8 protein-coding genes and 1 riboswitch are annotated in these 12,695 nt (G+C 74.5%); all 8 genes read right to left on the minus strand.

The features are described from left to right. Positions 1 to 253: 253 nt before the first annotated feature. Positions 254 to 4,129, minus strand: coding sequence for a cobaltochelatase subunit CobN (cobN, locus tag E0504_RS39320; protein WP_200835421.1), 3,876 nt, complete (start codon positions 4,127 to 4,129; stop codon positions 254 to 256). Continuing rightward, complete coding sequence (locus E0504_RS39325; protein WP_112108229.1) at positions 4,130 to 5,677, minus strand: cobyric acid synthase; 1,548 nt, start codon at positions 5,675 to 5,677, stop codon at positions 4,130 to 4,132. It lies immediately after the preceding gene. Beyond that, positions 5,674 to 6,672, minus strand: coding sequence for a cobalamin biosynthesis protein (locus E0504_RS39330; protein ID WP_112108219.1), 999 nt, complete (start codon positions 6,670 to 6,672; stop codon positions 5,674 to 5,676). The genes E0504_RS39325 and E0504_RS39330 overlap by 4 nt, the downstream gene beginning before the upstream one ends. Next, entirely contained in the window at positions 6,669 to 7,469 is an 801-nt protein-coding gene (locus E0504_RS39335) for a CbtA family protein (RefSeq protein ID WP_131626900.1), read from the minus strand. Before E0504_RS39335 ends, E0504_RS39330 begins: the two co-directional genes overlap by 4 nt. Positions 7,470 to 7,518: 49 nt before the next feature. After that, positions 7,519 to 7,761 carry a CbtB-domain containing protein gene (locus E0504_RS39340; protein WP_071063537.1) on the minus strand — a complete coding sequence of 81 codons (243 nt, stop codon included), beginning with the start codon at positions 7,759 to 7,761 and terminating at the stop codon, positions 7,519 to 7,521. 53 nt (positions 7,762 to 7,814) lie between these two features. After that, positions 7,815 to 7,890: riboswitch (cobalamin riboswitch) on the minus strand. Between the two features lie 109 nt (positions 7,891 to 7,999). Continuing rightward, positions 8,000 to 10,993 (minus strand): RNA helicase, encoded by a 2,994-nt coding sequence (locus tag E0504_RS39345; RefSeq protein ID WP_207974659.1) that lies wholly within the window; start codon positions 10,991 to 10,993, stop codon positions 8,000 to 8,002. 51 nt (positions 10,994 to 11,044) lie between these two features. Further along, a complete protein-coding gene (tatC, locus tag E0504_RS39350) occupies positions 11,045 to 12,055 on the minus strand; it encodes a twin-arginine translocase subunit TatC (protein ID WP_112108222.1) in 1,011 nt (336 codons plus the stop codon). A 293-nt stretch (positions 12,056 to 12,348) separates the two neighbouring features. After that, complete coding sequence (tatA, locus tag E0504_RS39355; RefSeq protein ID WP_071063541.1) at positions 12,349 to 12,636, minus strand: Sec-independent protein translocase subunit TatA; 288 nt, start codon at positions 12,634 to 12,636, stop codon at positions 12,349 to 12,351. Positions 12,637 to 12,695 lie beyond the last annotated feature (59 nt).

Consider the following 12,695-nt stretch of genomic DNA (forward strand, 5'->3'; position numbering starts at 1 on the left):
CCTGCGAGATCACGCCGCGTGACCTTCGCGTAGAGGTCGGCGGTACGCTCAGCTGCTGCGGGCCAACCGAACTCGGCGACGGCACAGCTCCGCCCCGCACGCCCCATCGCGGCCGCCAACGCTGCGGGGCCACGCCGGCCGGCGGCGGTGGGCCCGAAGAAGACGACGGCCAGTGCGTGATCTCCTCGCCGGTCAGCGACTCGGCCATGCGTCCCGCCCGTCCCCGGCATCCGCGGTCACGCGCGGGTGGGCCTTATCCGGCGCTCTCTCCGTCGCCCGCGGCCTCCAGGTCACCTTCCAGTTCAAGGTAAGTGGACTGCAGGCCGGCCAGCGTGGCTTCCTGAGGAGCCTCCCACAGGCCACGCTCCGCGGCCTCCAGCAGGCGCTCGGTCATGCCGCGCAGTGCCCACGGGTTGGACGTCCGCAGGAACTCGCGGGTCTCGGCGTCGAAGACGTAGGAGGCGGCCAGCGACTCGTACATCCAGTCCTGCACGACACCGGCGGTCGCGTCGTAGCCGAAGAGGTAGTCGACCGTCGCGGCCAGCTCGAACGCGCCCTTGTAGCCGTGACGGCGCATCGCCGCGATCCAGCGCGGGTTGACCACCCGGGCGCGGAACACCCGGTGGGTCTCCTCCTGCAGGGTGCGGGTGCGGACGGCGTCCGGCAGCGCGCTGTCACCGACGTAGGCGGCCGGCGACGTGCCGGTGAGCGCGCGGACGGCGGCCACCATCCCACCGTGGTACTGGAAGTAGTCGTCGGAGTCGACGAGGTCGTGCTCGCGGGTGTCCTGGTTCTTCACCGCGATCTGGATGCGGCGGAACGCGGTCTCCATGTCGGCGCGGGCCTCGGCGCCGTCCAGGCCGCGCCCGTAGGCGTAGCCGCCCCAGACCGCGTACACCTCGGCCAGGTCGGCATCCGAGCGCCACTGCCGGGAGTCGATCAGCGGCAACAGGCCGGCTCCGTACGCGCCCGGCTTCGAACCGAAGATCCGCGTCGTCGCGCGGCGCAGCGCGGCCGGGTCGGCCGTGCCGGCGGTGCCGCCGCGCCCGCCGACCGTCGGGACGGCCCCGAGCGCCGCCAGGTCGGCCCGGACGTGCGCGGCCAGCGCGTTGACGTCGTCGGGCTCGTCGAGCACCGCCACCGCCCGCACCGCGTCGTCGAGCAGGGCCACGACGTGCGGGAACGCGTCCCGGAAGAATCCGGAGATCCGCACCACCACGTCCACCCGCGGACGCCCGAGCTCCGCGCCCGGGACGACCTCGAAGCCGGTGACGCGCCGGGACGCGTCGTCCCAGGTGGGACGGCAGCCCAACAGCCAGAGCACCTCGGCGATGTCGTCGCCCTGGGTGCGCATCGCCGACGTCCCCCAGACGGTCAGCCCGACCGAGGCCGGGTAGCCGCCGGTGTCGGCGAGGTAGCGCTCGATCAGCGAGTCGGCGAGCGCGCGGCCGGTCTCCCAGGCGAGCCGGGACGGGATGGCCTTCGGGTCGACGGAGGCGAAGTTGCGCCCGGTGGGCAGCACGTTGACGAGCCCACGGGTCGGCGAGCCGGACGGGCCGGGCGGGACGAACCGCCCGTCGAGGGCCCGCACGGTGTTGACGATCTCGTCCGGGGTGCGGGCGAGGCGGGGAACGACCTCGGTCGCGGCGAACGTGAGGACCCGCTCGACCTCGGCCCGCGCGCCGGCCGGCACCCCGACCAGCGCCTCCGCTGGCGGGGAGGCGACGTCGGTGGCGGGGATCAGGTGCCCGGCCACCACGGAGCTGACGGCGGCCGGCGACCATCCGGCGTCCTCGAGCGCGGCGACCAGCGACCGGGCGGTCTGCTCGAACGCGTCGACCCGCGCCCGGGAGGCCTCGGTGTCGCCCTCGGTGTGGCCCAGTGCCGCGCGCAGCCCGGGTACCGCCCCGGCCCTGCCCGCCCACATCTGGTTGGCGCGCAGGATGGCGGTGACCAGGTTCGTCCGTGCCTCCCCCGCCGGGGCCATCCCGAGGATGTGCAGGCCGTCGCGGATCTGGGTGTCCTTGACCTCGCAGAGGTAGCCGTCGACGTGCAGCAGGAAGTCGTCGAACTCGGCGTCGCTGGGACGGTCGGCCTGCCCGAGGTCGTGGTGCAGCTGGGCGGACTGGATCAGCGTCCAGATCTGGGCGCGTACGGCGGGCAGCTTGGCCGGGTCGAGCGCGGCGAGCGTCGCGTACTCGTCGAGGAGCTGCTCCAGCTTGGCCATGTCGCCGTAGGAGTCGGCGCGGGCCATCGGCGGTACGAGATGATCGACGATCACGGCGTGGGCGCGGCGCTTGGCCTGCGTCCCCTCCCCCGGGTCGTTGACCAGGAACGGGTAGACGAACGGCAGGTCGCCGAGGACGGCGTCCGGCGCGCACCCCGCGGACAGCCCCAGGCCCTTGCCGGGCAGCCACTCCAGCGTCCCGTGCTTGCCGAGGTGGATGACGGCGTCCGCGCCGAAGACCTCGTCCAGCCAGCGGTAGGCCGCCAGGTAGTGGTGGGACGGCGGCAGGTCCGGGTCGTGGTAGATCGCCACCGGGTTCTCCCCGAACCCCCGCGGCGGCTGGATCATCAGGACGACGTTGCCGAACCGCAGCGCGGCCAGCACGATCGCCGGCTCCGCCGCCGGCCCGCCCGGTCCGCGCCCGGCGCCGGTCCCGTCCAGGCCGCCGTCGTCGAGGCCGCCGTCGTCGACGTAGAGGGAGCCCGGCGGTGGGCCCCAGTGCTCGGCCATGGCGCCGCGCAGCGACTCCGGCAGCCGGGCGAACCATCCCTCGTAGGTGGACGCCGGCACCCGCGCCGGCGCCGCGGCGAGCTGCTCCTCGGTCAGCCACTCGACGTCGTGCCCACCGGCGGCGATCAGGGCGTGGATCAGGGCGTCCCCGGCCGCGGCGTCCGGCCTGACGTCCCCCGGCCCGCCGTCGGCGGAGCGGAGGTCCTCGCCCGGGTAGCCGTCGCCGAGGTCGTAGCCGGCGGCGCGCAGCGCGTCGAGCAGCAGCACGGCCGACGCCGGGGTGTCGAGCCCGACGGCGTTACCGACCCTCGAGTGCTTCGTCGGGTACGACGAGAGCACAATCGCGATCTTCTTCTCGGCGGTCGGGGTGTGCCGCAGCCCGGCCAGCCGGGACGCGATCCCGGCGACCCGGGCGGTGCGCTCCGGATCGGCCACGTACACCGGGACGCCGTCCGCCCCCTGCTCCTTGAACGAGAACGGGACGGTGATGATCCGGCCGTCGAACTCGGGGATGGCGACCTGCATCGCCGCGTCCATCGGCGACAGACCGGCGTCGCTGTCCACCCAGACGGCCCGTGACGAGGTCAGGCACAGCCCCTGCACCACCGGGACGTCGAGCGTGGCGAGCGCGCCGACGTCCCAGGCGTCCTCGTCGCCGCCGGCGGACGCGTCCGACGCCCGGGTGCCGCCGGCGGCGAGCACGGTCACCACGAGCGCGTCGACGCCGGCCAGGTCGTCGAGCACACCGCCGGCCGCGGCGCCCCGCAGCGTCGAGCAGAACACCGGACGCGCGTTGGCCCCGGCTCCCTCGAGCGCGTCGCACAGCGCGTCGACGAACGCCGTGTTCCCGGAGGTGGCGTGCGCCCGGTAGAACACGACACCGACGGTCGGGCGGTCCGGCTTGGCCACCCGGTCGCCGTGCGGCCCGTGCGCGGGCAGCTCCACCGGCGGGGCGAACCCCAGCCCGGTGAGCAGCAGCGTGTCGGAGAGGAAGCGGTAGAGCTCGGCGAGGTTCCCGACGCCGCCTTCGGAGAGGTAGGCCAGCGCCTCGGTGGCGACGCCGGCCGGAACGGTGCCGCGTGCCATCAGCGCCGCGTCCGGTGTCGACTCGCCGCCGAGGGCGACGACCGGCAGCCCGCTCGCCACCGTCGCGGCGAGGCCCTCGGGCCAGGCCCGTTCGCCGCCGAGCAGGCGCACCACCACCACGTCGGCCCCGGCGAGGAACGCCGGCACCTCCGCCGCGTCGAGCCGGGCCGGGTTGGCGACCCGCCAGGGCACGCCGCTGGCCCGCGCGGCGAGCAGCTCGGTGTCGGCGGTGGACACCAGGGCCAGCACCGGGTCAGCGGCCGGCACCGGCTCGGCCGGGACGCCGCCCGGCGGTGTGTTCGGCATTCAGGGTGCTCCCGGGGGGACGAAGGGCAGGCCGGCGGGCGCGCCGCGGTCGAGCAGCGCGCGCACCGTGGCGATGTCGAGATGGTCGGCGACCAGGTCGCCGAGGGCGTCCAGGCGGCGCGCCCGGACGTCGGCGAAGCAGGTGACGGCGGGGTGGAACGAACGGCCGGCGGCCGCCGCCACCCCGGTGAGGAACGCCCGCCGGAACTCGTCGTTCTCCAGCAGGCCGTGCCAGCTCGTGCCGGACACGCCGCCGCGGCGCACCCCGTCCACCGCGAACGGCTCCGCGGCGCCGCCCGTGCCGGGCAGGGCGTCGTCGACCGTGGGCCGGCCGTGGCGGATCTCGTAGCCGGTCACCGGATGCCCGTCGGCGCTGACGCCGTGGCGGCGGCCGAGGACCTTGTCGGCGGCGAAGCGGGTGACCAGCGGCAGCAGGCCGAGCCCCGGCACCTCGCCGGCACCCGACTCGATCTCGTCCTCGATGCGCACCCCGAGCATCTGGTATCCGCCGCAGATGCCGAGGATCGGCAGGCCGGCGGCGGCGCGCGCGGCGAGGGCGCCGGCCAGGCCGCTGCGGCGCAGCCACGCCAGGTCGGAGACGGTGGCACGGGTCCCGGGCAGCACGACCAGGTCGACGTCGGCGATCTCGTCGGGGGTGGTGGCGAGCCGCACGGAGACCCCCGGCTCGGCGCGCAGGGCGTCCAGGTCGGTGATGTTGGACAGCCGGGGGAAGCGGACGACGGCGACGCGCAGCCGGTCCGGGCCGGTGTCGGCCGCGCCCGACCCGTCCGCCTCGGGGTCGGGGTGGGAGCGCAGGTCCAGGGAGTCCTCGACGTCCAGCCACAGGCCGGGCAGCCACGGCAGCACGCCGAGGACGGGACGTCCGGTGAGGCCCTCGAGCTGGCGCAGCCCGGGTTCGAGCAGCCGCGCGTCGCCCCGGAACCGGTTGATCACCCAGCCGGCGATGTGGGCCTGGTCGGCCCGGTCGAGCAGGGCGAGCGTGCCGAACAGCGCGGCGAACACGCCACCCCGGTCGATGTCGCCGACCACGAGGACGGGCAGGTTCGCCGCCCGGGCCAGGCCCATGTTGGCGATGTCGGTCGCGCGCAGGTTGATCTCGGCCGGTGACCCGGCGCCCTCGCAGATCACCGCGTCGAAGCGGCCGCGCAGGTCGGCGAGACAGTCCAGGACGATGCCCAGCAGGCGCTCCTTGTGCGGCCGGTACCCGAGCGCGTCGACCTCGGCGACGGGACGGCCGAGCACGACAAGCTGGCTGTGCCGGTCCGATCCCGGTTTGAGCAGCACCGGGTTCATGGCGGCTTCGGGCTCCACCCCGGCCGCGGCGGCCTGCATCGCCTGCGCCCGCCCGATCTCGGCGCCGTCGGCGGTGACCACCGAGTTCAGCGCCATGTTCTGGGCCTTGAACGGCGCGACGCGCACCCCTTCGCGGGCCAGCCAGCGGCACAGGCCGGCGGTCAGGACGCTCTTGCCCGCGTCCGAGGCGGTTCCCGCCACCAGCAGTGCCCCGCCCGCGGCCGGGCGCGTCATCCCGCCTCCCGCGGGCCGCGGGAGCCCGCCCGGCGCGCCCGCAACGTGTCGAGGGCGGCGACCGCGCCGGCGCACACCACGACCGAGGCCGCGCTGACCGCGCCGGAAAGACGGGCCGCCGCCGCCAGGTCGCCGGCTTCGGCCGGACGCCCGGACCCCAGCTCGGGACGGTGCTCGACCCCGTGCGGGTACCGCAGCTCACCACCGAGACGCAGGCCGAGCGCACCGGCGAACGCGGCCTCGACCACGCCCGCGTTCGGGCTCGGATGCGATCGGCCGTCGCGGCGCATCACCCGGAACGCCTCCGCCGGGGAACCGCCGACGACCGGGGCGCAGGCGCAGGTGAGCAGCGCGCACATCCGGGCCGGCAGCAGGTTCGCCGCGTCGTCGGTCCGGGCCGCGGCCCAGCCGAACCGGCCGTGCCGGGCGTCGCGATAGCCGACCATCGCGTCGAGGGTGTTCGCCGCGCGGTAGGCCACCAGCCCGGGCAGCCCGGCGACGGCCCCCCACAGCAGCGGGGCGACGACGGCGTCCGAGGTGTTCTCCGCCACCGACTCCACCCCGGCGCGCGCGAGCCCGCCGGCGTCGAGGGCCGACGGGTCCCGCCCGCACAGCGACGGCAGCCGCCTCCGGGCCGCGCGCAGGTCGCGGCGTTCCAGCTCGCCGCCGAGGGCCCGGCCCTGGCGCCGCAGCGAGGTGCCGCCGAGCACCGTCCAGGTCGTGGCGGCGGTCAGGCCCGCGCGGGCCAGCGCCGCCCGCCGTCCCGGGCGCCGGCCGGCCAGCGCCCGTTCCGCGCCGGCGGCCGCGGCGCCCGTGCCGGCGACTAGGACCGTGGCGTACACCGCGCCGACCAGCCGGCTGTCACGGTGGACGGCCCGCTCGAGGCCGCCGGCGACCCGCCCGAAACCGGCCACGGGATGGCCACGGGCAGGGTCGGCGAGCACCGCGTCGAGGGCCGCGCCGAGGACGAGCCCCACCATGCGGGCGCGGCTCACCCGGCCGACGGCGCCGTGGCCTGGCTGGAGGCGCGGGTCTCGTCCGCGCGGGCGACGGTGCCGGCCTGGCGCGCCGGCGCCGGCGCCGGGCTCAGCACCCGGTGGGCGAGGGGCCCGAACACCAGTCCGAGCGTCGCCCACAGCACCGCCTGGGTGCCCAGCGAGGCCAGCCGGAACCGCCACAGCAGCTCGGCCGGGAAGGACGCCGGCACCTCGTTGATCACCGGCATGACGACCGCGGCCACGGTCACCAGCACGGCGAACACCGCCGCCGCCGCGAGAGCGGCGTTCCAGGTGCCGAGACGGGCCGACACCAGGCGCCCGACCTGGGCCGCGATGAGCGCGGCGAGCACCGCCACCAGGACCATGACGACGTAGAGGCCGGTCCGGCGGTCGATCGTGTCCGGGTTGCCGACCGCCGGTGGGTTCGCCGGGTACTTCAGGAACGGCACCACGGCCACCGCGGCGAAGCCGGTCACCGCGACCACCGCGGCGGTGGGCCGCATCCCGCCGGTGCCGATGCGGCCGTAGGCGACCGCGCACGCGATCGCGAACAGCCCACCGATCGCGATGCCGTACACCCCGGTCGCGACCGCGAGACCCAGACCCTTCTGGGTGCTCCGGGAGACGACCTCCTCCTCGGCGTGCTCACCGGGAGCCGGCGGGGGCGCCGACGCCTCCTCGATGGCGATCGAGGCGTCCACCTGGGGCTCGCCGGTGATCGACGCGAACCCGAAAGCCAGCAGACCGGCGAAGAAACCTGCGAGCATGCCAAAGACAAGCAGCCTGCGCATCATGTGGAACGGCCTCCGCCGTAGGCCGGAGAGAATCCTCCGGGACAGGCGGTCAGTGGCAGGGGAAGCCCAGCAGGTGCCGGCCGTCGTGCACGAACTCGTGCATCCAGGTTCCGCCGATGAGGGAGAACGCCCCCTCCTCGGAACCGACGAAGTAGATGCCCAGCAGCATCAGCGCGCCGGCGAGCACCGCCCACGGGACGATGTCGCGCAGCGGAAGAGGCAACGGCAGGGGACGAGCGGTACCGCCGGCGAGCGGCGTGGCGGCGGGCGAAGAAGAAGCGGAGTCGGGCATGCGAAGACCTCCCAGGGATCACGCGTCCGGCTGGTGGATTCGTGATGAAACGGGTCTGACTTCCGGACTGGAAACGGAATGCTCCAGCGGTCACAGTGGCGCGGCCGTGCCGGTATCTCACCGGCTTCCTGTCAACATCACGACTAGCTTCGACAGGCTACGAGGTTCCTTAAGGAACCGTCAACAGCGAGTTTCGCCTGTCACATCCCCGCCCATCGCCCGGCAGGTCGTGCCGGTCTCACACGGACATCGAGTAGGCGACCACGCCGCGGCGGATCGCGTCTATCGCCGCCCGGGCGGCCCGGCCGACGCCGAGGATCCCGTCGGTGCCGGGGTGCGCCTGCGGGGTGTTTCCGTCCGAGTCCGGGATGTGCCCGTCCGGGGACGGCCTGACGGCCGTCTTCGCCGCGTAGACCGGGGCGACCTGCGCGATCTGGTCCAGCAGGTCGATGAGCTGGCGCATCCAGCGGACGAAGTCCCCGGCCGTCAGGTCCGCGCCGGCGTCCTCGAGGACCTTCTCCAGCCCGCGCCCGCAGGCCCAGCCGTGCGCGGCCGCCACGAAGCCGAGGTCGGGCGGACGCAGGAACCCGAGCCGGTGATGGTCCTCCGCGGCGCCCAGCCGGGTGTAGACACCCGCCATGTCCGCGAGCGCGTCGCGCAGCGCGCCCCCACCGGGGATCGTCGGCGCGGCGACGTCGTCACCGCGTGGCTCGAAGACCAGCGTCGAGACCGCGGCGGCCAGCGCGGGTGGGGTCAGACCCTCCCACACTCCCGTGCGCAGGCATTCCGCGACCTGCAGATCCTGCTCGGTGTAGATGCGCGCCAGCATCGCGCCCGCGTCGGTGACGGAGTCGCCGCCGACGGCCAGGTAACCGAGCTCGGCGAGCGTGTCGCGGACCCGGTCGAAGGTCCGGGCCACCGTGTTCGTCCGCCCCTCGACCTTGCGCTCGAGCCCGGCTGTCTCGCGGCGCAGGCGGTCGATGCGTTCCGCCGAGCGCAGGTGCGCCTCCCGCTCCGGGCAGTCGTGGACGGGATGGGCCCGCATCGCGCGGCGCAGCCGGGCCAGCTCGGCGTCGTCCGCGGCCAGCGAACGCGCCCGCTCGCGGCGGCCGGGCTCCTCCGGCAGCCGGATGTTGCGCAGCGACGAGGCCAGGTCGCGGCGCGCCTGCGGCGAGCGGGGGTTGAACGACTTCGGGATACGGACCCGGGCCAGCGGCTCGACGGCCACCGGAAAATCAATCATGGACAGGCGCCGGACCTGGCGGTCCTCGGTGAGGACGACGGGGCGCGGCCCTTCCGCCGAGCCCTCGTCGACACCGGCGTCGAGCACCACGGCAAGCCCGCCGCGCCGCCCGGCCGGCACGCGCACCACGTCACCGCTGCGCAGCTTCGCCAGCGCCGCGGCGACCTCGGACTGGCGGCGCACCGTCCCCGCGCGGGACAGATCGGCCTCGCGCTCCCGGATCTGGCGGCGCAGCCCGTCGTACTCGGTGACCGAGCCGCGGTCGCATTCGAGGGCGGCGGTCAGCTCCTCGATCGCCGTCTGGTTGCGGCGCACCGCGCGGGCGATGCCGACGACGGCCTTGTCCGCCTGGAACTGGGCGAACGACGACTCCAGGACGGTGCGCGCACGCTCGGCGCCGAGGCGGCCGACGAGGTTGACCGCCATGTTGTAGGACGGTCGGAACGACGACTTCAGCGGATAGGTCCGGGTCGAGGCCAGGCCGGCGAGGGCGAGCGGGTCCAGCCCGGGCTGCCACAGCACGACGGCGTGGCCCTCGACGTCGATCCCGCGCCGCCCGGCCCGCCCGGTGAGCTGCGTGTACTCGCCGGGCGTGATGTCCGCACGGGTCTGGCCGTTGAACTTGGTGAGCCGTTCCAGGACGACGGTGCGCGCGGGCATGTTGATCCCGAGCGCCAGGGTCTCGGTGGCGAACACCGCGCGGACGAGCCCACGCACGAACAGCTCCTCCACCACCTCCTTGAAGGTGGGGAGCATGCCCGCGTGGTGCGCGGCGATACCCCGCTCCAGCCCTTCGAGCCACTGCCAGTAGCCCAGGACGGCGAGGTCGGCCTGGGGCACCCCGGCCGTGCGGGCCCGCACGTGCTCCCGGATCTCGCGCTGCTCGTCGGGGGACGTCAGCCGCAGACCCGCCTGGATGCAGGACGTCACCGCGGCGTCGCAGCCGACCCGGCTGAAGACGAACAGGATCGCGGGCAGCAGGCCGGCACGGTCCAGCCGGACGATGACGTCGGGCCGGTTCGGCGGCCCGGAGCGGCGCCGCCCGTTCCCGGCCCCGTTCCCGTCGCCGGGCCGGCCCGGCCGCGACGACCGGGGCCCGCGGCCACGCTCGTACACCGCGCGGGACTCCTCCCGGGCGAGCCGGAGCAGGTCCGGGTTGACCGCGCGCCCCCCGGCCGCCGCACCGGCACCGGCGATATCACCGGCACGGGCTTCAGCGGCACGGGCGCCGGGCCGACTGCCCGGGGTGGCGCCCCCGACGGACCCTGGGGCGGTGCCCCGCCCGTTCGGCCCCGGGCCGCGACGCGAGAACGCCGGAACGCCCGGATCCAGCCCGGACGGCTGGTCGACGAACAGGTCGTGCAGCGTCCGGTCCGCGAGGAGGTGCTGGAACAGCGGCACCGGGCGGTGCTCACTGACGATCACCCGGGTGTGCCCGCGGACGGTGACCAGCCACTCGGCGAACTCCTCCGCGTTGCTGACCGTCGCCGACAGCGAGACGAGCCGCACGTGCTGGGGCAGGTGAATGATCACCTCTTCCCAGACGGCTCCGCGCTGGCGATCGGCGAGGTAGTGGACCTCGTCCATCACGACGTAGCCGAGGGAGTCCAGCCGGGCACTGCCCGCGGCCTCGGTGTAGAGCATGTTGCGCAGGACCTCGGTGGTCATCACGACCACCGGAGCGTCCCCGTTGCGCGAGGTGTCGCCGGTCAGCAGGCCGATCGAGGCCGCGCCGTACCGGGCGACCAGGTCGGCGTACTTCTGGTTGGACAGGGCCTTGATCGGGGTGGTGTAGAAGCAGCGTGTGCCGGTCGCGAGCGCCAGGTGGGCGGCGAACTCACCCACGACGGTCTTGCCGGCGCCCGTCGGGGCGGCGACGAGGACACCCTCGCCCTGCGCGAGCGCCGCGACCGCCTCGGACTGGAACGGGTCGAGCCCGAACGGGTACCGGGCCGCGAACTCCTCGACGGCTCCGGGCGCGGAGGACACGAAGCTCACCCTACGCTGCCCGGGAGCAGCGCAGGACCCGGGTTGTGCCGGTCAGGTGATGTCGCCGTGGGAGCCGTCGGCCGTCGCGGCGCCGGAGGCTCCGGCCGCGACCGCGTCGCCCTGCGCGGTGGCCCGCGGGTCGGCGGTACGCGGCGCCGGGGGGACCCGCTCGCCCGCGGACTCGTCGAAGTCGAGGGAGGAGGTCTCGTCGTCGCCCAGGCCGGCGTAGGGGGACGTGTCCCCCCGGCGGGCCTTGCGCCGGTCGTTGAGCCAACCGATGATCAGCGCCACCTCGTAGAGGATGACCATCGGCAGGCCCAGCGCGAGCATGGTGAACGGGTCCTGGCTGGGCGTCACCACCGCCGCGAACACGAACACGAGGAAGATCTCGGCCCGCCGCCAGGACCGCAGCTTCGCCGTGGTGACGAGACCGGCGAGGTTCAGCATCGTGACCAGCAGCGGCACCTCGAACGACAGCCCGAACACGAGCAGCATCGCGATGACGTAGCTGAGGTACTTGCTGCCGTCGAGGATGCTGACGAGGCCGTCGCCGCCGAAGCCGAGCAGGAAGTTCAGGCCGGTCTCGAGCGTGACGTAGGCGAAGAAGCCACCGGCGGCGAAGAGCACCAGCGACGAGCAGACGAACGTCAGCGACCACCGGCGCTCGTGGCGGTGCAGGCCGGGGGTGATGAAGGACCAGAGCTGGTAGAGCCAGACCGGTGCCGAGAACACCGCCCCGGAGATCATCGAAATCTTCAGCCGGATCGTGAAGGCGTCGAGAATGCCGAAGAAGTAGAGCCGGCACGAACCGTCGCCGCCGCTGAAGTCACCGCGCTTGTCCGCGGGTAGGGCGCAGTACGGATCGATCAGCCACTGGAAAATATCCGGCTCGACGATGAAGCAGACGATCGTGGCGACGGCGAAGGCGATCAGCGCCTTGGCCAGCCGGTTCCGCAGCTCGCGCAGGTGCTCGGTGAGGGGCATCCGACTGTCCTCGACCGTGCGTGTGCGCCGATGGTGCACAGACGTGGCGAGCCTGCGCGGGTTGGGCAACCGTGGCACGGGCTGAGGCTCCTGCTCGATGTGGACGGCACTCGATCGGGACGATCGACTTGACGGGACGACGAATACAGGCGGTGGGCGAACGGCCCACAATCATGGCCGTGCCCCCGCCGGGTACTCGGGACGGGAACGCAGCCGACCCCGACAGCGGTCGGGCGCGCGCCGCGCCCGAGCACCTGACCGCCGTCAGCGATGGACGTGACCCGCCCGCGGAAGGCCTGTCGACCCGCGGTGGGAACGATCCGCCGCAGGTCAGCCGGCCTGGGGCAACTGCCCGGGCCGTGTTGGGACGGTCAGCGGCGCTCGGCGTCGACCGGCGCCACGCCGTTGACCGACGGACTGGTCGCGGCCGGAGCGGCCGGGCGGCTCTCGATCGGAAGCGGGGCGACGGGCTGCGCGGCCGGAGCCGGGGCGGCCGGAGCGGCGCTCGTGTCGTCGTCGCGCAGGCCCTTCGTCTCCGCCTTGAAGATGCGCAGCGACCGGCCGAAGGAACGCGCCGCGTCTGGCAGTTTCTTCGAGCCGAAGAGCACCAGAACAACCAGCGCGATGATGATGATCTCGGTCGTGCCCAGGTTTGGCATGGCAGGCGTCCTCCGATTGCCGGTCCGGTCGGGAGACCGGTGCGCGATCGATGCTACGT

Source organism: Parafrankia sp. BMG5.11, from assembly GCF_004337455.1.